The 22,850-nt window shown below is 42.4% G+C and carries 10 protein-coding genes and 1 pseudogene; 8 read left to right on the top strand and 3 right to left on the bottom strand.

The features are described from left to right. Window positions 1-34: 34 nt before the first annotated feature. The 3 genes from V7K27_RS08190 to V7K27_RS08180 all read right to left on the bottom strand — a co-directional run bounded on the left by V7K27_RS08190 (window position 35) and on the right by V7K27_RS08180 (window position 11,632). Window positions 35-5,521: a trifunctional serine/threonine-protein kinase/ATP-binding protein/sensor histidine kinase gene (locus V7K27_RS08190; protein ID WP_334946058.1), complete on the bottom strand. Its 5,487-nt coding sequence runs from the start codon at window positions 5,519-5,521 to the stop codon at window positions 35-37. A gap of 74 nt (window positions 5,522-5,595) precedes the next feature. Continuing rightward, window positions 5,596-11,490, bottom strand: coding sequence for an AAA family ATPase (locus tag V7K27_RS08185; RefSeq protein ID WP_334946056.1), 5,895 nt, complete (start codon window positions 11,488-11,490; stop codon window positions 5,596-5,598). Window positions 11,491-11,494: 4 nt separating this feature from the next. After that, window positions 11,495-11,632 (bottom strand): hypothetical protein, encoded by a 138-nt coding sequence (locus V7K27_RS08180; protein ID WP_334946054.1) that lies wholly within the window; start codon window positions 11,630-11,632, stop codon window positions 11,495-11,497. Here V7K27_RS08180 and V7K27_RS08175 point away from each other — a divergent pair. The 8 genes and pseudogenes from V7K27_RS08175 (at window position 11,625) to V7K27_RS08140 (ending at window position 22,728) form a co-directional block, all read left to right on the top strand. After that, window positions 11,625-12,263: a lysophospholipid acyltransferase family protein gene (locus tag V7K27_RS08175; RefSeq protein WP_334946052.1), complete on the top strand. Its 639-nt coding sequence runs from the start codon at window positions 11,625-11,627 to the stop codon at window positions 12,261-12,263. The two genes, V7K27_RS08180 and V7K27_RS08175, sit on opposite strands and share 8 nt — an antisense overlap. Before the next feature lie 68 nt (window positions 12,264-12,331). Beyond that, window positions 12,332-12,707: pseudogene (locus V7K27_RS08170) on the top strand (hypothetical protein); the annotation flags it as partial. Window positions 12,708-12,749: 42 nt separating this feature from the next. Further along, window positions 12,750-13,046 (top strand): DUF2288 domain-containing protein, encoded by a 297-nt coding sequence (locus V7K27_RS08165; RefSeq protein WP_334946280.1) that lies wholly within the window; start codon window positions 12,750-12,752, stop codon window positions 13,044-13,046. Between the two features lie 847 nt (window positions 13,047-13,893). Continuing rightward, window positions 13,894-16,374 (top strand): endonuclease MutS2, encoded by a 2,481-nt coding sequence (locus tag V7K27_RS08160; RefSeq protein ID WP_334946050.1) that lies wholly within the window; start codon window positions 13,894-13,896, stop codon window positions 16,372-16,374. Between the two features lie 253 nt (window positions 16,375-16,627). Continuing rightward, entirely contained in the window at window positions 16,628-18,724 is a 2,097-nt protein-coding gene (locus V7K27_RS08155) for an Ig-like domain-containing protein (RefSeq protein ID WP_334946048.1), read from the top strand. An 11-nt stretch (window positions 18,725-18,735) separates the two neighbouring features. After that, window positions 18,736-19,635: a leucine-rich repeat domain-containing protein gene (locus V7K27_RS08150; RefSeq protein WP_334946046.1), complete on the top strand. Its 900-nt coding sequence runs from the start codon at window positions 18,736-18,738 to the stop codon at window positions 19,633-19,635. Window positions 19,636-20,250: 615 nt separating this feature from the next. Continuing rightward, a complete protein-coding gene (locus V7K27_RS08145) occupies window positions 20,251-20,856 on the top strand; it encodes a DUF3038 domain-containing protein (RefSeq protein WP_334946044.1) in 606 nt (201 codons plus the stop codon). 231 nt (window positions 20,857-21,087) lie between these two features. Then, a complete protein-coding gene (locus V7K27_RS08140; RefSeq protein WP_334946042.1) occupies window positions 21,088-22,728 on the top strand; it encodes a DUF4335 domain-containing protein in 1,641 nt (546 codons plus the stop codon). The last annotated feature ends 122 nt before the right edge of the window (window positions 22,729-22,850 follow it).

The raw sequence follows: 22,850 nt of genomic DNA, 5'->3' as shown, positions 1-22,850 counted from the left end.
ATATATGCAGCTGTTTACTAACAATACCAAGACTTTACAGTGGGATTTCAATTATAAATTTTGTACCCTCACCCAGAACAGAGTTAAAACTCAATTTACCACTGTGGGTTGATTCAACAATTTGACAAGCGATCGCTAATCCCAACCCTGTTCCTTTACCCACAGCTTTAGTGGTAAAAAAGGGATCGAATAAGCTCAGTTTTATCTCTTCTGGAATGCCGACTCCGTTATCAGTAATTATAATCTGTACTTGGTTTTGTTCTGTCTTTATGGTACTAATTGAAATCCGATTTTGGTTGGTAGTAATCTCCTGAAAACTGCGACCACGATTGCGATCCTCTACCGCATCAATTGCATTCATAAGCAGATTCATAAACACTTGATTAATTTCTCTGGCGTAGCATTTTACCAACGGCAATTCGCCATAGTTTTTCACGATTTCAATCGCTGGACCTTCTTGTGCATTAAGTCGATGTTGTAAAATAATTAAGGTGTTATCAATGCCTTCGTGGAGATTTACCGCCTTGTATTCTGATTCATCTAATCGGGAAAAATTACGTAAAGATAGGACAATTTGTCGAATCCGCTCAGAACCAACTCTCATCGATTTCAGTATGTTATCTAAATCATCTTTTAAGAAGTGAAATTCTAGTTTTTCTAGTTCTGTTTCCAGGGATTTCGGTGGATTTGGATAGTGATTTTGGTAGGAATTTAAGATGCTTAATAGGTCTTGTGTATATTGATGAACGTAATTCAGGTTTCCATGAATAAAGCTAACTGGGTTGTTAATTTCGTGAGCAATTCCTGCTACCAGTTGTCCCAAAGCTGACATTTTTTCAGTTTGCACCATCTGTGTCTGGGTGCGATTTAGTTCTTTTAAGGTTGCTTGCAGTTGGTCATTTTTTTGGTTTAAAGCTTGGGTGCGTTCTTGTACCCTGTCTTCTAGTTCCGTGTATAACCGAGCATTCTCTAAGGAGATTGCTGCTTGGGATATTAATAGGTGCAAAACTTCTAGGCGATCGCGCGTAAATGCTCCCACTGTCAGGTTATTTTCTAGATATAAAATGCCAATCAACTTGCCTTGGTTGAGAATTGGCGCACAGAGAACACTCTTGGGCGAGTGGTGAATAATATAAGGGTCAGCTGCTAGGCTGGGATCGATACCTGCATTATCAATCACCGTCAAGGAGAGGGTATTTTTGACCCGATTGATTAGGGTAACGGGTAGTATTTGACTATCATCAAAGGGTAGCGAGAGTGCATCCGCACCGCTACGCGATCGCAAGATAATGGTAGGCTGTTCGAGTTGGGAGAGGGCTTCAATTACCCAGCGCGATCCTGAAGGCATCAGCAACGCACATTTATCAGCTCCCGCACTTTTAAGTATCACCTCAAGTAGAGTCTTAAGTAATTTCTCCAACTCAATTTCACTCGACAAAGATTGAGAGGCTTTGAGAATGGTTGCTAGATCGAGGGCTTCTAAGAGGCTAGTATTACTGAATGTCGAAGTTTGCATCGTCTGAGAGAAAACAGAAATCATCGTTTCCGTCGGTTTGAAAGATGGTTGCTGTTTTTGCAAAATTGTGACGAGTAGTTGCGGATAGCGGGTTTCTAAATCAACAACTTTGGCTTTTGCTCTCCAGTGGGCATAACAGTAATACGCCTCAATCATGTAGACTTGAGCAATTTTTTCTTTGCCCCAATCGAGATAGAATTTAGCGGCGAGTTCGTTCGCAAGGGCTTCTTCATTGAGGAATTGGTTTTCTTTGGCGAGGGCGATCGCGCGATCGTATTGTTCGATCGCCTCTGCTTTGTTGCCCAAAATCCGACACTTTTCTGCCTCAACTAAATGCCATTTATGCAGATAATTCATCGGAGCATTTTGCGCCCATTGATGCAGCGTGCTTTGATCGGTTTCTACCTGAGCCAAAATTTCCGCTTGCTCAGTTTCTGACTGCATGGGAAAGATTGCCAATTGCGTCAAAGCGCCATAGAAATGGAAAATGGGAATAGAAATCACGCCTGCTTCCGAAAGCAGATAGGGTTTGCTTTGAGCGATGTAGTCTAGTCCGTTTTTGTAATAACCAAAGATGTATGCAAGCAATAATTTATATAGGTAGCCAACCGCGATCGCAGTTAATTCATTGTTCTGCTGGTGCTTAGGACGCATCACCGTTTCATTGTAGGCAGTTCCAACTAAGCAATCTGGTTGGCTCACGGTTTCCCTAAGGTTCCTCAGCATCTGCTGCTGCATCCCTAAATACCCTTGAGAAGAATATTGTTTTGCCTGCGCCATCACAGCACTGTAATTGGCTGCTTCAATTTCACAGGTGTCTAATTCTCCTCCAGCGAAAAATTTAGTATTTATGTAAACGCCTATGTTATAGCCAGCGTTGAGAAAATCGCCAGTTTCTATACCTGCCGTATAGCCAGCTTTCAGGGTTGGTAATACTGCTAAGAAAGCTTCCTGCCGATGCTGAATAAATATCCCAAACAAGAAGAGAACTAAAGATTTGAGTTTCGGTAAATTGAATCGATCTAGTAAATTCAATGCCACTTCCCCAAATCTATAGCCCGTTTTCACATCTTGGAAAACAGTACACAGCAATATCCCGTGAATCGCATACCCTACCATAGATGCTGGCGCATTCCCAAACTGGAGGGATAAACGTAGCATTGTTGTGCTTAAAAAAGGCAGTAAACGCGGATTTCCCTGCAATATCGGGTTAAACAATACTCCTAACAGTTGCATCGCTGCCAGAGATGTGCGATCGCTCATCAATGGCAAATCAACCAGTTCTTCAAGCTGTCTGCCGCTTAGTTGATGGTTCAGGTTTTCTAAGGCTACGCCAATCTTGGCTTCGTTTACTTCCGTTGGGAGTTCTACCCCCAATTGTGCTAGAGCCTCTCTGCCAACTGCGATCGCCTCCAACATCTGGCCTTGGCCAGTCAGGGCGATAATTTGAATCTCGTAAATTTTTACTTTGTCTAAAATCGTCTGGGCATTCTGCAACACCAGTGCTGACATTTGCTCCATACCCTGAAAGTCACCATTCAAATAGCTGGCTTCGCTAGCCGCGACATAGAGATTTAGGGTCAAATCATACTGAAGAAGCCAACAATCGACTTCTAGGAGATCAATTCCAGTTTGGAGATAGATTCTGGCGGCGGTGTATGCAGTAGAACTTCTGGCTTTACCGCCAGCTTTTAAGTTGAGTTTAGCTAAGGCTTCCCGTTCCTGCTGTTGATTAATTAATGCCTGTCCTCGATTCAAATGTCCGACAATATCGAATAGTTTTTCTTCTCGTTCTATTTCGGAAAAGTTTTTCTGAAGTAACTGTCCAATTTTGAGATGGACTGTTTGCTTTTGCTGATCAGGAATCAAGGAATAAGCAGCTTGTTGAACGCGATCGTGTAAAAACCGATAAATCGGATTAGCTGCTGCATCAGAAAGTGAGGCATTGTCAGACTGAATAAAGAACTTATAGATTTCCGTATTCGGAATTATCAGTCCTTCTTGCAATGCTTTCCACAACGCTGTCGCCGCATCTTCTGGAGATTTTTCGGAAACGATCGCCAAGGTATGCAAATCAAACTGCGCCCCAATACAAGCTGCAAGTTTGAGAATATTCTGAGTTGGGAGCGGCAATTTCTGTAATTGCAGTGCCATAAACTCCACCACATCATCAGTAATTGCTAAAGCTTTAACTTCAGCAATATCACATTGCCAACATCGTGTTTCCCAGTCAAAACTAATCTGTCCATCTTCATGCAACGCTTTCAGAAATTGCGTCGCAAAAAAGGGATTACCCTTGGTTTTTTGATAGACCAATTCTGTCAAGGCTAGAGCTAGGAATAATTCGCAATTCAGCGTATCTGCCACCAACTGATTCAGATCCACTAGACTTAACGATTGCAGCATAATCGTATTCACCACTGCTCCAGTTTTGACGATCTCATCTACGCTGAGGATGAAGGGGTGAGCCGGTGACACCTCATTATCCCGATAGGCACCCAATATCAATAAATACTCTGTGTCTTGCATCAACAATTGCAGCAATTGCAGCGATGCGGAATCTGCCCACTGTAAGTCATCCAAAAACATCACTAATGGATGTTCAGCCTGCATAAAGACTTGGGTGAATTTCTGAAATAATAAATTAAATCTATTTTGTACTGCTGTTCCTGATAGTTCTGAGGCTGGTGGTTGCTCACCAATTATCCTGACTAATTCGGGAATGACTTCAATAATTACCTGTGCATTTTGCCCAACAGCTGATAAGATATTGCTTTTCCAGGCTTGCAGTTGGGCATCTGATTCTGAGAGCAATTGCCCGATCAAATTGCGAAAGGCTTGCACAAAGGCACTAAAGGGAATATTGCGCTGTAATTGGTCATATTTACCTTTAATAAAATAACCACGTTGGCGCACAATCGGTTTATGAACTTCGTTGACGACTGCGGTTTTACCAATGCCGGAAAAACCTGCGACTAGCATCATTTCGGTGTTACCAAGACTTACGCGTTCAAAGGCATTCAGTAGCAGTTTAACTTCTTGTTCCCGACCATAGAGTTTTTCTCTAATTAGGAAGCGATCGCTAATATCTCGCTCTCCTAGTGTAAAATATTCGATATTTACAGTAGCTTGGAATTGACTTAGACAAATCTCTAAATCATGCTTGATTCCTAATGCACTTTGATAACGATCCTCGGCGTTCTTCGCCATCAACTTGCTGATAATTTCAGATAAAACTAACGGAATCTTGGGATTTATCTCATGCACTGGAATCGGAGTTTTTGCTAAGTGACAATGCACCAATTCCATTGGATCATCGAAGATAAATGGTAATTGTCCTGTGAGTAGTTCGTAAAAGGTGACACCTAATGAGTAAAAGTCACTGCGGTAGTCAATCCCCCGGTTCATCCGTCCAGTTTGTTCCGGTGAGAGATAGGCGAGAGTTCCTTCTAGACAGTTGGCATTTTGAATTTCTTGGGTTTCCCGTGGTAACAGCGAGGCGATGCTGAAGTCAATTAGTTTGACTTGCTTGGTTTCGGGATTAATTAAAATATTCGCAGGTTTAATATCTTTATGAATAACGCGATCGCGGTAGAGTATATCTAAGGTATTGCACAGTGCGATCGCTATCTGTAAAAACTCCATTAGAGATTCTACGCTTCCCCCCACTCCCCACTCCTGTACAGACGCGATTAATCGCGTCTCTACTCCCCATTCTTTAAGAGAAATCCCCCCAAAGTCTTCCATCACCAACGCATAACCATTTTGGTAAGGTTCTAGGCTGTAGGTTTGGATGATTAGGGGTGAGTTGAGATTTCTGGTAATGGTGTATTGATTGCGAAACTGCACCAATTCGCTGAAACTGGGATAAGGATTTTTCAGCAGTTTAATCACTACTCTTAAGGAGTCAGTTTCTCGATACCCACGATAAACTAAGGTTCTCGAACCATTGTAGAGTTCTTCGCTTACTTGATATCCGGGAATAATGACAAAAGTACTAACCATGCTGCTAAATTCTTAAGATTTGTAGGTTTAGTGTTCCCGAATATATGCAGCTGTTTACTAACAATACCAAGACTTTACAGTGGGATTTCAATTATAAATTTTGTACCCTCACCCAAAACAGAGTTAAAACTCAATTTACCACTGTGGGTTTCTTCAACAATAGACTTGGCGATCGCTAATCCTAACCCCGTGCCTTTACCCACACCTTTTGTAGTAAATAAGTGGTCAAAAATCTTTTGTTTGATGTCTTCATTCATCCCCTTACCATTATCAGCGATCGCAATTTTAACTAGATTACTTTCGACTGAGGTTGTAATTGTAATCCAGTTAGGATTGGCTTTAATTTCCTCAAAAGAGTGTCCCTGATTAGATTCATCTAAGGCATCAATAGCATTAGCCAGAATATTCATAAATACCTGATTTAATTGTCCAGGAAAACACTCAATCTTAGGTAAATTGCTATAATTGGTAATCACTTCAATAGCTGGACGTTGTTCGTTAGCTTTCAGGCGATGTTTGAGAATTAAAATCGTACTGTCGATACCTTCGTGGATATTAAACGGCACTTTATAATCTTTATCAGCACGGGAGAAAGTGCGGAGACTGGTGCTAATATTTTTCAGGCGATCGCACGCCATCACCATTGAATCAATTGCCTTGGGCAAATCTTCTAAGATATAATCCAAGTCGATTTCTTCACCATGAGCAAGAATTTCATCACTCGGATTTGGTAAACTTTGTTGATATAGTTTCAAATGTTCAACAATATCTGCAACAGTGGGTTTAGCTTGTTTGAGGCTAGCAGAAATAAATCCCAAAGGATTATTCATTTCATGGGCTACCCCTGCAACTAAATTACCCAATGCAGACATTTTCTCACTCTGAACAATTTGTAATTGCGCTTGTTGTAAATCTTCTAAGGCTGTTCCCAGTGCTTGAGATTTTTCTATTAGCGCTGACTCAATTTGTTTGCGATCGCTAATATTAATAGTTGTCCCGACTAGGCGATAAACTTTGCCCGTCTCATCTTTTAATGGAGTGAGTGTGGTTAACCACCAAGTTTTCTGGTGATTAAATGTTAGACATTCTTCATAGGTAACGGGTATTTCGGTTTGGAAACAATGCAGATATTTTTGCTCCATTGCTGCACCTTCATCAGCAGCCATTAATTCTTGCGGAGTTTTACCCAGCACTTCCGAAGCAGGTATACCAACCCCTACTTCGCAGGATTTACTCCATCCTGTATATTCAAACCTACCATTATCGCGGACATCAGTTACAAAGACGAGACAGCCAACACCTTCGTAAATACTACTGAGAAACTTTTCTCGCTCGTGAAGATGATTATATAATTGGGCATTTTCCAAAGAAATCGCAGCTTGAGTGCAAAGAAAATTTATCACAGAAAGGCGATCGCTAGTAAATACCCCTTGAGTCAGTCGATTTTCTAGATAAAGAATCCCTACCATAAGCCCTTGATTAATAATCGGGGTACATAATACACTCTGGGGTTGTGAGAAGTGCATATATTCCCCAATTAACCCAGGAATCTCTGTTTGGCAATTGTCTATAACAACTGTTTTCTTGGTATTTTTGACGTAATGGATAATATTTACGGGAATATCTTGACAATTGTCTATTGATTGTGTATAGAGGATAGTTTGTATTTCCTCATGCTGAATAAAGGTAATTGCTCGTACTTGCCAACTATCTTCTTGGGGAAGAATTAGTGCAGCTTTTTTCGCGCCAGAGTTCTCTAGGATAATCCGGGTGAGACTGGCAATAAGTTGATCTAATTCTAGAGAACTGGAAATAGCTTGAGCCGCTTTGAGGAGAGAGGTAAAATCTAGAATATTGGAAATACTAGTACTGCCAGTGGTATTCGTGCGAGTAGATGAGGAAGTCCCACGAAAAGCAATGGTTTCTAGAGGATTGAAGTTAAGTTGTCGCTGTTGCAGAATTGGTTGCAGTAGTTGAGGATAACGTTTTTCTAAATCCTCGACTTTGGCTTTTGCTCCCCAACGGGCATAACAATAATAAGCTTCTTGCATGTATGCAAGGGCGACTTTTTCTTTGCCCCAATCGAGGTAGAACTTGGCAGCGAGTTCGTTAGCGAGGGCTTCTTCTTGGAGATATTGGTTTTCTTGAGCGAGTTGAATCGCGCGATCGTAAAGTTCCATCGCATCTGTTTTCTGTCCGAAAACGCGACATTTTTCGGCTTCGACCAAAAAATATTTATGCTGGAAGTTCATGGGAGCATGATATGTCCATTGTTTCAGTTTTTGCTGATTGACAAGGACTCGCTGCTGCAATTCTTCTCGTTCCGCCTCACAAGTGTGAGGTAAGGCAGCAAGCTGGGTCAGCGAATCATAAAAATGAAAAATTGCTACCATGAAACAGCCAGCCACCCCATGTAAATATTGTTGAGCAAAGTCTGCCACCGCGATCGCTTCATCCCATTCTTGGAACAGGTAGCAAAGCATTAATTTATTGACGTACAGCGTACCAATGGCGTAAAGATCGTTGGCAGTTTGGTGCAAGGGTAGCATTGTGGCTTCATTATAGACTACGCCTTGAAATTGCCACGGCAAATTACTTTGACCGACTGAAGTTGACGCTAAATTTAAAGTAGATTGATAGAAAACATTAAGATAGTTGTAAGCAACTTCCTGTTTAAGTTGAGCCAAAGCTTGACTATAAGCTGCCATTTCTTGTGACAAAGCAGTTAGTTCTTTGCCTAAGAAAAAGGATAGAGAACAGTAATTGTAAGCACAGTAAGCTGCATATTCTAAAGCACCCATCTCTAGACCACTGTGATATCCCTCCAGCAGAGGAACGAGAGACGCTTGAATTGGATATTTCCACGGCTTTATAAACGGATACACCATGTTAATCGTGCTGGCTTTGAATTCCTGACTTTTAGATTTTGCCAGGAGATCCAATGCCAGTTGACCTGCCTGATTCCCCAACTCAATTTCCCCAGTGATACAAAGAATCACGCCATACCAAGCATAAGCCAGCGTCGATACACTCGCATTGCCTTGTTGAATCGATAAGCAAACCTGTTTGCAGACGATCATTGGCAAGAGAGGCGGAACCGCTTGATAGACTGCTGCTGTCATTGCTGCCAGAATTCGGATCGCTGCTAGGGCTTCAGGATCGACCATTTCAGGCAATTTCAGCAATTCTTCTAGTTGCTTTCCGTTTAAGAGTAACTGGGTTTCTTGTAAACTTTGATTAATCTCTGCTGGGCTGGGCTGGGTTGGAAACACAATTTGGAATAATTCCAGAACTGTGAGAGCGGTTTTAATCGCTTCAGGTTGCTGGCTTTGCGCCACATAGGCCAGAATTTTTACTTCGTAGACTTTAATGGTGTTTAGCAAGTGTCGGGCATTGTGCAACACAGCATCCACAAATTGCTCCATTAGCTCAAAATTACCGCTCAGACAAGCAACTTCGGCAGCTAACTCATGTAAAGCCAAGGTCGTTTCATAACAATGTTGCCAGCCTTCTGTAGTTAGTAGTTGAATGCCTCGGTTTAAATACTGCATTGCTGCTAAGTAAGCGGTTGAAGATTTGGCCTTTTGTCCAGCCGCAAAATTGAGCATTGCTAGTTCGTGCCGCTCAGTTTGAGTAGTAATTAATGCGGCTCCCTGATTCAACTGGTTAACAATTTCAAACAGTTTCTCGTCTCGCTGCTGTTCGGGTGTGGCACTGAGTAACCGTTGCCCAACTTTCAGGTGCGTCAGTTGTTTTTGGTTTTCGGAAATAAGGGAATAGGCAGCTTGTTGTACTCGATCGTGTAAAAATCTATATGAAGCTGTCCTTTGCGCTTTGTCATTTGTCATTTGTTTGTTATTTTCTAATGAAAAATCACCAATGACCAATGACGAATTTTGATAAAGCTTATAAATATCACTAATCGGTAAAATCAACCCTTCTTGTAAAGCTTTCCATAAACTAGCAGCTGTTTCAATTTCTGATGATTCCGAAACAATTGCCAAAGTTGCTAAATCAAATTGATTGCCAATACAAGCCGCTAACTGCAACACATTTTGAGTTGATTCCGGCAGTCTTTGCAATTGTAATACCATGAACTTAACGACATCATCTGTAACCGCTTGCTGATTTATTTGTGTGATATCACATTGCCACCCCCCCGTAGCCCCCCCTTGGTAAGGGGGGGTTGGGGGGGTAAATTCAATTAATCCATCTTGGTGTAATGCCTTGAGAAATTGTATAGCAAAAAATGGATTCCCTTGAGTTTTCTGAGATATTAATATAGAAAGAGGCAAAGCTAAATTTTCTGAACACTTCAGCGTATCAGCAACTAAATGATTTACTTGCCCTTGACTCAGTGGCGCTAAAGTAATCGTATTAATCGTGGCTGCTGTTTTTTGGATCTCACTCAAAGTCAACATTAGCGGATGTACTGGGTTGACTTCGTTATCACGATAGGCACCAATTAAGAAAAGATGTTTTGTATCAGCCATTAATAACTGCATTAAATTCAGAGATGCCGAATCAGCCCATTGCAAATCATCTAAAAACATCACTAATGGATGTTCAGCACTAGTAAATACTTGGGTAAATTTCTGGAATAATAAATTAAATTGATTTTGTGCCGCAGTTCCTGATAATTCTGTAGCGGGTGGTTGTTGACCAATAATTCTTGATAATTCGGGAATGACTTCAATAATTACCTGTCCATTTTCCCCAACAGCTGTTAAAATATTGGTTTTAAATTGCTGGATTTTAGCATCGTTTTCTGTTAATAATTGCCCCATTAAATCCCGGAAAGCTTGCACAAATGCACTGAAGGGAATATTTCGCTGAAATTGGTCAAATTTCCCTTTGATAAAATAACCGCGTTGTCTAACAATCGGTTTATGAACTTCGTTAACTACAACGGTTTTACCAATACCTGAAAAACCAGCTACTAGCATCATTTCTGTTGCCCCAAGGCTAACTCTTTCAAATGCTTGGAGTAGGGTTGATACTTCGCTTTCTCTTCCATAGAGTTTATCAGGGATAATAAAGCGATCGCACACATCCCTTTGGGCAATTGGGAAACTCTTAATTTCACCAGTTTCTTGAAGTTGAGTTAAACAATTTTCTAAATCAAATTTCAGTCCTAATGCACTTTGATAGCGGGATTCGGCATTTTTCGCCATCAATTTCATTACGATGTCACAGAGAACTTCGGGAATAGGAAAAGAAACCTCACCCCAGCCCTCTCCTTGGTAAGGAGAGGGTGCTTTATGCGGGTGAGGTGTATTCATATTTGGTGGAAGTTTTGCAATATGACAATGCACTAACTCCATTGGGTCGTTTGATTGAAACGGTAATTCTCCCGTTAATAATTCGTAGAAAGTTACACCTAAAGAATAAAAATCAGTCCGGTAGTCAATCCCCCGATTCATTCTTCCTGTTTGTTCTGGGGAAATATAAGCGAGTGTCCCTTCTAACACATTGGGATTGATGAGCGTTTGAGTTTCCCGTGGTAATAAAGATGCAATACTAAAGTCAATTAATTTAACTTGTTTGGTTTCGGGATTAATTAGAATATTCGCGGGTTTAATGTCTTTATGAATAATGCGCTGATGATAGAGTATATCTAAGGTATTGCACAGTGCGATCGCTATCTGTAAAAACTCAGTGATATTTCGTAGACTTTCCCCTGTTACCCATTCTTTAAGAGAAATCCCCCCAAAGTCTTCCATCACCAACGCATAGCCATTTTGGTAAGGTTTTAGGCTGTAGGTTTGGATGATTAGAGGTGAGTTGAGATTTTTGGCAATGGTGTACTGATTGCGAAACTGCACCAATTCGCTGAAACTGGGATAAGGATTTTTCAGTAGCTTTATCACTACTCTTAAGGAGTCAGTTTCTCGATACCCACGATAAACTAGGGTTCTCGAACCATTGTAGAGTTCTTCGCTAACTTGATATCCGGGAATAGTAACCATACTGCTAAATCCTGACGATTTCCATATCTAGTATTCCCAGATGGGTAAAGGAATTCATCTCTACAGCTTTTTTGCGTTTGCTCTGGGACTTGCGATCGCTTATGCTAAGTTCAGTTTGATTTGCATTATCTTCTGTGGACAAAAACCGCGAACCGTTTATCAGTCTGGCACTTTACCACGCCTTTAAATGGTCGGTCGTCAGCCCCATGCTTCACGCGTACTTTCGGGGCCAAATTTATGGTGCGGAAAATGTCCCCCCATCAGGGCCGTTGCTGGTAGTGAGTAATCACGCTAGTTACTTTGACCCGCCGATTGTCTCCAACTGTGTACGTCGTCCAGTGGCGTATATGGCTAAGGAAGAATTATTTAATATCCCCATTTTGGCACAAGCGATTAAATTGTACGGTGCTTACCCGGTGAGTCGGGGAAACGCCGATCGCACTGCCATCCGTTCCGCCCTAGAATATCTCGATAACGGTTGGGCTGTGGGTGTTTTCTTGCAAGGTACCCGCACCCCAGATGGTCGAATTACAGACCCTAAAAGAGGCGCATTGCTGCTGGCGGCGAAAGCAAAAGCCCCAATCTTACCAGTAAGTGTCTGGGGTACTGAGGGGATTTTAGAAAAAGGCTCGAAAATACCTCGCGCAGTTCCCATCACCGTGAGGATTGGTAACTTGATTGATGCCCCCAGTTCCACTAAGAAAGAGGAATTAGAGGCGTTGACCCAAAAGTGTACCACAGTAATTAATGAGATGCATGATTTAGGGCGATAAGTTATCTTTAAAGTCAACTTAGTAAATGCTTTTAATCCAAAATCCAAAATCTAAAATCCAAAATTGATATGAGCGGCTTTGAAGCCAAAAACTTTTGGGAGCGATTAAATAATCTGGCGTTAGTCCGCTTTTTGCTTTTGGTTGCTTCTGGCTGGGCAATTGTAAGCTGTTATGTATACAACTTGCATTATCAGGGCGCTCATGTTGCCCACCCCACAACCATGTTGAAAAAATATTAGTGCAAATTAAAGGCGCAACAGCTTACAACTTTTAGCTTATTTTGAAGCGGTCATTGTTATTTTTACATTTGCTGCAATTTTGGCCTTTTTACTCAGCTATCCTATAGAATGGCTGCGGCATTTTTTGCCCCACAGTGTAGCTGTTGGTGTCATTTTCTTGCTCAGTATTGTGATTATTGGCAGTGTGATAATTACCGTAGGCTTATTAATGTAAAATAGTTTTTTAGCCAAGACAAATTGGGGAATGATGTCGGATTTAAGAGCGGAATTAACAGAAATTTTGGATGAGGCAGAATGGGAGTGGCTAATTCCTCATGTACAACGAGACGCAGTAATTTTGGTGGCACCTGAGTTAAACTTGCTGGATGTTGGAGTAGCGATCGCTAGCGATCGCATTCCATCAGTGCAACAGTGGATTGATGAGCTATTGATTACTAAACCCACGATAGTACAGGTGGGAGAATGGAATCTTGATCGCAGTAAGCGGTTTAATACTCTCATCGTCCAGCCTTACGTTTTGGTGCAGGAAATAGTCGCTGCTTAATCAGTTTTTGTGTTGTTTTCGATCAAAGTTAGGACTTACGCAAAAATACACGTTGTCGGGGCAATTCATGAATTTCCCCTACCTGAAAATAAGGGTTTCGGCCTATTGTTTGCGTAAGTCCTGTTACTAAAAATCTCTATTTTTTTCAGATATACAGCCGCATGATATGATTTTATGAGTCAAGAAAAGTGTTTAACTTTTTGGGAGATCATAACTAAATTAATATTGAAGTGTCAGAAAATAATAGGACTAGTATTTGATTTTTGAAATGCACGTAGTGGATTATCTACGCAAAATAGTCCATTAGACGTAGAGGTAGGTTGGGTGGAGCGGAGCGCAAGCCAACTGATTATCAAGATGTTGGGTTTAAAACCCCGTGCTTGTAGCACGGCTTTAAGTTTTGTGGCTCTTTCTAAATCTGACTTTTCACGTTATGTGGAAAAGCTAACGATTGACCTAACCCCCTAGCCCCCTTCCCTACTAGCGTTGGGGGAAAATTCAAAGTCTCTCTCCTTAAAGGAAGAGAGAAATAGAAGTGAGGTTTTCCAGATGCCGTGAAAAGTCAGTTTCTAAATCCCCGTTACAAAACTGTACTTCCGACTTCCGACTTCATTAAAAAGATGTTGGGTTACGCAAAGCCTCCACCCAACAAAGCAATTTTTTTGCAACATTAAAGCCATGACAGTCCACTAAATTGATATTAAAGTATTATTAAATACATAGGTGCTTAGGCAGATGAAGGGCAAAACAGCTCTCGACTATTGACTAAAGCAAAATTTTCTCCTTTAATATTTGTCCATCTAGAAGCTAGAATTGTTACGATAAATTCAGATTAGATGTTGAAACCTTGATCCAATCTGAAACCTTAGAACTATTAGAATGGCATCGCCTCTGCCAGCACCTTGCCACCTTTGCGGCAACGAAGCTGGGAGCGACAGCTGCGCGTCATCTGAAAATACCCGATTCTCAGACCGAAAGCGAACAGTTGCTAGAGCAAACCAAAGAAGTCTACCAACTGGAAACTCGCCTGACCACAGGACTCTCATTTGAGGGAATTCAAGATATTGGCGATTCGCTAGAACGGGCAGAACGCGGCGGAATTTTGACAGGGGATGAACTATTAGCGATCGCTACCACCCTCGCTGGTGTCAGAAATTTGCGCCGTGTGATTGACAATCAGGAAGATTTGCCGATATTGACTGAGTTGGTTGCCGACTTGCGGACTTATCCAGAACTAGAACAAGAAATTCACCGATGTATTGATGAACGGGCGCAGGTAACTGACCGCGCGAGTCAAAAACTGGGAGAAATTCGCACAGACTTGCGGCGATTACGCACTCAAATTACTCAAAAGCTGCAAAATATTTTGCAGGCAAAAGCTGGGGCAGTTCAAGAACAGCTGATTACGCAACGGAGCGATCGCTTTGTCATCCCCGTAAAAGCACCCCAAAAAGATGCCATCCCCGGTATTGTCCACGATACCTCTACTAGCGGTGCCACCCTGTACGTAGAACCGAATTCAGTAGTGCCTCTGGGCAACCAACTGCGGCAGATCATCAGAAGAGAGCAAGCCGAAGAAGAAGCGGTTCGCCGCCTTTTGACAGAACTTGTAGCCGCAGTCAAACCAGATTTAGAGAGGTTGTTAGCGATCGCTACCACTTTGGATCTGGCAACCGCTAGATCACGGTATAGTTACTGGCTAGGAGCCAATCCGCCGCGATTTATCGATCGCAAAGACAATGAAATCATTACCTTGCGGAACTTACGACATCCTCTATTAGTGTGGCAGCAACAGCACGAACAAGGGCAACCAGTAGTTCCTGTAGATTTACTGATTAGTCCGCAAATTCGGGTAGTGACGATTACCGGGCCAAACACTGGCGGTAAAACTGTAACCTTAAAAACTTTGGGATTAGCAGCATTGATGGCCAAAGTAGGTTTATTTGTCCCCGCCCGCGAACCAGTAGAAATACCTTGGTTTGATCAAGTGCTAGCAGATATTGGCGATGAACAATCCTTACAGCAAAGTTTATCCACATTCTCTGGACACATCCGCCGGATTAGTCGGATTTTGGAAGCATTGGGGAGAGGGAGTAGGGAGTGGGGAATAGGGAATGGGGAAGAACAAAATTTAGAAATCCCCACTCCCCCACTCCCCCCCTCTTCTTCTGTCCCCCACTCCCCACTCCCCACTCCCTACTCCCTAGTCTTACTCGATGAAGTCGGCGCCGGCACCGATCCAGTTGAAGGTAGCGCCTTAGCGATCGCCTTGTTGCAATATTTAGCCAACCATGCCCAGCTAACGATCGCCACCACTCACTTCGGCGAACTCAAAGCCCTGAAATACGAAGATGAGCGGTTTGAAAATGCCTCTGTAGAATTTGACGAAAGTACTCTCTCGCCTACTTACCGTCTGTTGTGGGGCATCCCCGGACGTTCTAACGCCTTAACTATTGCCCTGCGCTTGGGATTAAAACCAGAAGTGGTAGAAGAGGCGAAAACCCAAGTGGGACAGGCCACAGATGAAGTTAACCAGGTGATTGCTGGCTTAGAAGCACAACGTCGCCGCCAGGAAACCAAAGCTGCGGAAGCCCAAAGTTTGTTGCAGCAAGCGGAACGTTTATACAAAGAAGTATCCGCAAAAGCCGCAAGTTTGGAGGAGAGGGAAAGCAGTTTACGGGCTTCACAAGAAGTAGCAGTCCAACAAGCGATCGCTCAGGCAAAAAGTGAAATTGCCCAAGTGATTCGCCGCTTGCAGAAAGGTACGCCCACAGCCCAAGAAGCCCAGCAAGCCACCAATGCTTTGAATCAAATTGGCCAGCAATATCAGCCAGCAACGCCAGCAAAACCAAAAGCTGGGTTTATGCCCAAGGTAGGCGATCGCCTCCGTGTTCCCAAACTAGGGCAGGTAGCAGAAGTGATCACCGCTCCTGATGAAGATGGGGAGTTAAGTGTTCGCTTTGGGCTAATGAAGATGACTGTGAAGTTACAAGACGTCGAATCTCTAGATGGTCAAAAACCCGAACCAGTCGTCAAACCCAAACCAGCCCCAGCAGCAGTAACGCCACCACCCCAAAGTGTCCCAGAAATACGCACCTCGCAAAACACCATTGATTTACGCGGTAAGCGGGTAGCTGATGCCGAATACATTTTAGATAAAGCCATTTCGGAAGCTACAGGCCCAGTCTGGATTATTCACGGGTACGGCACTGGTAAACTGCGACAAGGAGTTCACGCCTTTTTGCAACAGCATTCCAGAGTGAACAACTACGAACCAGCAGAACAAGCAGACGGCGGCACCGGTGTCACTATTGCTCATATCAATTGATTGCTTCGCACCCTGGCAGTAAAAATCAAGCTATTAACTGTATATTCAACTGCAACTAGAACAGTAAGGTATATATAAATACGGTTTAGTTAGGCTAAAACTCTTTGTCAAAGTCAATTTTTTTAACGAACCGCAAAGGACGCAAAGAAGAGGCAGCGCGGTCTTGGGGGTTTCCCCCATGAGCGACTGCCGTCGCAAAGGAAGAGAAGGAAGAGAAGGAAGAAATGCTTAACTGAACTGTATTAAGGTATATATGATTTATCAGATCAAACCCAAAATACTCGCATTAATTGTTTTGGGGATTAATTTTCAACTAAATAACGCTCCTCTACCATCTGGGTATATTAAAGACATTGGTCAAGCCGACAATGATAATCGGGGCTTTGGTTGGGTGCGTGAAGATAGCTTAGGCAATACTACATCCACTGCTGTTAATATCCAACTCAATACACTACCTGCCACTTGGGAATATGCCCTGTCTAATGGTTCGTACTATAGCCTCGGTGATGCTGCTAATGTTGTAGATAATAAGCACAATATCAATATAGAAGATACGGTTGCTATTTCCGGTTTTGTACCGACGGCAACCAAAAAGTTTACCGCAGTTACCCGAATTGTTAATGTTACCGACGGCAAGCTGACAATTGATGCTCAAGGTGGTACGAATAGCAAGCTCAACTATATTGCGATCGCACGGAGTAAACGTCCCTCGATCAGAACGATTAATCTTACTGATAGTCAGACAAATGTTTCACCAGATATCTCCATTACAGCAGACTTGAATCTCCCCAACAGTGGGATTGCGGTTAATACCCTTTCAGCCTCAACTATCAAGCTGATCGATAGCAGCACTAATACACAAGTCGAAGCCAATTACAATAGTTCGGGTGGTGGAGATGTAATTGTAGTCTCCCCGATAAATCATCTCAAGAATAATACCAAATATCTGTTACAAATCACCGACGGGGTTAGAGACAGCAATGGTGCTAAATTCTTACCCTATAGCATCAGTTTCACAACAGGCACCAAACCCCCATCTCGAAGCAATATTACTTTTGAGCAAATCTCACTAAAGAATGTACCTGCCAAACCTTACACCACAGTATCCATTGGGCCTGACAATAAACTTTATGCTGCCACCTTACTAGGTGAGATTTTGCGCTTCCCAATCAATGCTAATGGCACCCTGGGTAAGCCACAAACGATTTCCTCATTGCAGACTGCAAATGGTGGCAACCGAACTATCATTGGTATGCACTTTGATCCCTCATCAACAAATGCTAGCAACCTAATTCTATGGGTAACAAACAACTACTACTGGGATGGAACTGGTAAGGCACCGGAGTGGAGTGGTAAAATTACCCGATTGAGCGGTTCTAACCTAGAGACAGTACAAGACTACGTGGTTGATTTACCACGTTCGAGCCGGGATCATCTAACCAACAGCATTCAGTTTAAGCCCAATGAGCCAAATGTGCTGTATGTGTCGCAGGGTAGTAATAGTAGTACTGGCGCACCAAACAATGTCTGGAGTAATCGTCCTGAGCGGTTGTTAAGTGCTGCTATATTACGAGTTGACCTGTCTAAGATCACCTCACTTCCTTTAAGCGTTCAGACGGAGGATGGAGGTACTTATAACCCCTTTAAGCAGGGAGCGCCTGTAACTATCTTTGCTAGCGGTATACGTAATGCCTACGATCTGGTTTGGCACAGCAATGGTCAGTTGTATGCACCAGCGAATGGTTCAGCAGCAGGTGGAAATACGCCAAATACACCTATCCCCCTACCTGTTGCCTGCCAAAAGCGGATCGATAAAGCTACTAATGGGGCTTATACTAGTCCATTTGTGCCTGGACTTAGTAGTATAGGCACCCAGCGAGATTATCTGTTTCGCGTTGTTAAAAATGGTTATTATGGTCATCCCAATCCTCAGCGTTGTGAGTGGGTGTTAAATGGAGGAAATCCCACAGCTGGTACAGACCCAGGTCAGATAAATGAATATCCCATTGGTACTCTACCTGACCGGAATTGGAAGGGTATTGCCTTTGATTTTGGAGAACATTTTTCCCCAAATGGGATTATTGAATACCGTAGTAATGTTTTAGGTGGCAAGTTGCAAGGCAAACTCCTGGTGACACGCTTCAGTGCTGGTAGAGACATCATTGTACTAACACCAGGTGGCGCAAACTTGGATATTGTAAATTCCCAAACGGGTATTACTGGCTTCACTGGTTTTAACCCAAGTCCCTTGGATTTGGTTGAGAATCCCACTAATGGATATCTCTACGTGGCACAACTTAGTCAAGAGACTAGTATCGGCAAAATTACACTTCTGCGTCCAGTCAAGTAATAGCAGTTAATATGAATATAGACATAGAAATAGAATCTCTACAAGAAGCTGAAGCAGTAATTGAAAGTGCCATTAGAGCCAAAGTCAAGAGATTAGACTTGAGTTTTTCTCATAGATATAGAGATTCTGTTATTCCCGATTCTATCGGCGATATATCAAGCCTAGAAGAATTAACAATTTATAGTAAATCGCTCAATATAGTTTATGGAATTGAACAAATACCAACAACAATTGGAAAACTAACTAAATTGAGAAAACTTCAGATTTATGATTTATATGAATTAGAATATCTACCTGAAAATATAGGTAATCTTACAAATTTAGAAGTGTTACACATTGCTGATTGCTCACGATTGAAAACAATACCAAATACTATTGGTAAACTCAAAAATCTTAGGCGGTTAGAGTTAATGGAATCAATGAGACCGCTTGCTAATTTGGAGAATTTACCTGAGAATATTGGACAGCTTAGTTCTTTGAAAGAACTGATAATTACATCTACAGCTATAGAGTCACTACCCAATACTATAGGCAATCTTAGTAATTTAGATTTTTTAGAAATCAGACGCAATCCCAAATTACATCAGTTACCAGATACTATTGGCAAATTACACCAATTAACAGTTATGATGCTTGAAAGGGGATTTTTAACTTCTTTGCCAGAGAGTATTGGTGAATTGCGAAATCTTAGAGAACTAATTATTAATGACAATAAATTAACTCAATTACCACAGAGTATAGGTGCCCTGACTAAGTTAGAAAAGTTAGAGCTTACAAACAATCAGCTAACCGGATTACCAGATAGTATTGGGAATTTATCTGGACTTAAGAACAGTATACTTCTCTATGGAAATCCTCTAAATTCTCTTCCTGAAAGTGTCTTCAACTTACCATTAGAAATAGCCTGGTAATGATTATAGAGTGTTTATAAATGAGTTCTGATATGTGCGTGGTTTGCGTTTAGAGCTATAGTACCAACTAAGTTGGAAAAAATCAATTAGCCAACATCTTCAAACGCTGACTTGATCAAATTTTCATTGAGGCATCAATCGTGCTGATGTTGCCCAGTCTGTGCTGAAATAACAGGCTGCACACAAAGGAAAGATGACCAGCAGCAAGAAGCGCCTTTAGCAAACAGGCAAAAAATCTCTAGAGTAATTATGTATAGATTAAGACTAAGTAATAAAACATCAAGAAATTTCAAAATTTAAAACTGCAAATAAATTAGGAGGTATTCTAAATAATTACTTAGCGATCATTGGCTGTTACCATTCTTAACATTGTTTATTTATACTATTGTACGGAGCTAGCAGCGAAAGTCGGGTAAACCTTAACTGGAATTGAAAATTTTCTACTTTGTCGAAAATAAATTTTCATCTAGAGTAGGACAAAGATACCTGTTGTTTACCACATAGAAAAAATCTAGCTGAAGCCTCTGGCTCATAGCTATAGGAAACCAAGCTTGACGCTTGAGAGTCTGGTTTCAAAATGGGTAACAGCAACATCCCCTATCAGCTTGATCACCTATGCTAAAAGTTATGCACTCGGCCACCAACTCAGTCACTCCGAATTCCCAGTGGGAGGATTTAATCAAGCTTCCAGCCCCAAACACAGTTCAATGGGATAATATCAAAACCCAATTAGACTTGGTGCTGTTGGCGCTAGAAACCTTAACTGGGATTGGTTCAGAGGCTATGCTTTCGGCGGCAACTGATCTGAATTTAGAGTCAAGAGTGCCGGATCGCGTAGCTTTATGGCGACTGCGCCAATCAAATCCCCTACGCAAAGGTCAAGGAGGGCGAAAAAAGCTAGATATCGAAGAAGCGCGATCGCTTGTTCTGATCACTTGCTACCTAGCCAAACAGCACCAGGAATTAATTCGCCGCGCTGTCGGCTTGTTGGAACAAATGGCAGAAAATAACCGGGAACCTCATCAGGCTGCTTTACTTGGAGATTATATTGATGCTTTTTGCAACACCTACCAAGAGCGGATGGAAGAGGACGAGCAAATCTCAACGGATTTACTAACCAACCTGGCACTAAAACTGCTTGTAGATTTACTTTTTTATAGTGCTGCTGGTGGGCATCGCCGTCTCTGGCTAGCACTTATAGACCGTTCGACAAAATTTTAGATTTTAGATTTGAAATTCCTCAACCAAAATTCGCTTGTAATTTGTTTGCTAGATCAGGATTCCCTTTTGATAGTCCTTAGCTGTTGGGCGATGCACTATCAGCACTGCTTCCTCCTTGCACGCCAGTTTGGATAACGGAAGCAACCTGACAAAGTTCTGAGTGGAGAAATCCGCCGTTCCAACTTATCTTTTTTTGCAAAATCCCAAATAGTCTTCCTTGCAGTTCCTGCCATGCCTCTATCAAATTCTGTCATTCGTTGCTACACACCCCCGACTTGCACGCTAGAAGTATTCGCGCAAAGCTCACCTCTGTCTCGTTGGATGGGGAAAACTGTCCTCAAGCACCTAAGCTTTGAGCTACGTTTTGATGATCCCCGACTACCAGAAGAAAAAAGAGTTCCAATTCGGGGCGATCGCGATCAACTCGAAGCTTTATGTGATGCAGTCACCAGCTACGTACAGCAATTCCTCCAACAGTCTCCAGAAAACTTTTGGGTCAGTTTCTCCGGTACCCAAGACTCAAGCACAGCACTGGATGAGCCGGAATTAAAGTCCTCAATAAAAACATTAAATTCCTTTAGTACCCAGATTTCCGGGGCAAATATCCATTTAGAACCAAGCAGTTATTTAACTCACAATTTATTTCTTGGTTCTCTCGCCAACCACTCATCTGGCCCCGTAATTAAACTCAGTCTGCTGCAACTATTTGATTTGGCAAGTGCTTTAGATGAATACTCGACTGATGTTATGGCACTCCCAACTCTCAACAGCACGAGTTCGACTCTAAGGTTCCCGACTTGGGCGCCTGTTGCCGCAGTATTAGTATTAGGTGTAGGTTTGTTACCTGTTACTTGGCAATATGCTAACAACATTAGGGAAAAGCAACAGCAGACAGCCAAAACAGCAGATCCAGCAGCAGTAAAGGAGGCTTTACAACCTTCAGCCTCACTAAACTTTCCCACGCCGGAAGCCGGACTTAGCACTCCATCAGATAACTTACTAGGTTCCACTCCTCCACTGCCCACATCCAGTTTGCCCCAAGCACCTCTAACAGCCCCTAGTTCTAGTTTTTCTACACCACCATCTCTATTTCCAAATAATGCACTGACTATACCTCAGAAAACGATTTCAGCCCTTCCCAGCAATCGAGCGATGCCTCCGGCGAGCTTCGCTAACGCGCCATCCAGCAAAATTCCAGGCCAGGAAATAGCCCTATTACCAAATCTGGGACAGAACCTTACAGCGTCCAGTCCCCAAACTGGTGATCTCCCTGTGCGGCGGAATTTGCCACCCAGACTATCTTCTAGCACGGACAGCTTACCAACTAATATCTCAGCAGTCCCCCCATCTCTTGGTACAATACCCAATAATAATGGTGGCAATACCCCTACCCAACCCTCCTCACTAAACTCACAACAGCAGCTAGAGGAAAAAATCAATTCCCTACAGCCAACTTCTGCTGGAGAGAAACCTGCTTCACAACTTCCCACCTCTAGAACTGCTAGAACTGCGGATAATAATCCGTTTATCGATCAATTAGGGGATGGAGGCAAAACCCCCACATCCACAGAAGTAGCCACAGGCACATTATTTGACACACCTCAAGTAGCAGAAGCTAGAAAATACCTCACAAATCGTTGGCAACCACCCACTGGACTAGCACAAGCATTAGAGTACAGTTTGACAGTCAGTGTTGACGGCACAATTGAACGAATTTTTCCCCTTAATAAGGCAGCAAGAGAATTCGTTGATAGCGCTGGGATACCTGAAGTTGGTAAACCTTTTGTTTCCGCCAATACACGCGGACAAAATGTCAGAATTCGAGTTGTTCTCAGTCCTGATGGCAAGGTACAGACTTTTCCAGATAAATAATTGACACGCGCTGTAGGGGCACAGCACTGCTCATTGGTGTCAACTTAAGACGATAAAGCCCATATTTGTTGGGTGTAAGCGTCAATCTCTCGATGACGCTTACGCCTGGTTTTTAACAATCC

The sequence above is a fragment of the Nostoc sp. genome (assembly GCF_036919575.1).
In the GTDB taxonomy this organism is placed as follows: domain Bacteria; phylum Cyanobacteriota; class Cyanobacteriia; order Cyanobacteriales; family Nostocaceae; genus Nostoc.
Note: the sequence above shows the minus strand (reverse complement) of the source record. Positions and strands in the feature narration are given on the sequence as shown.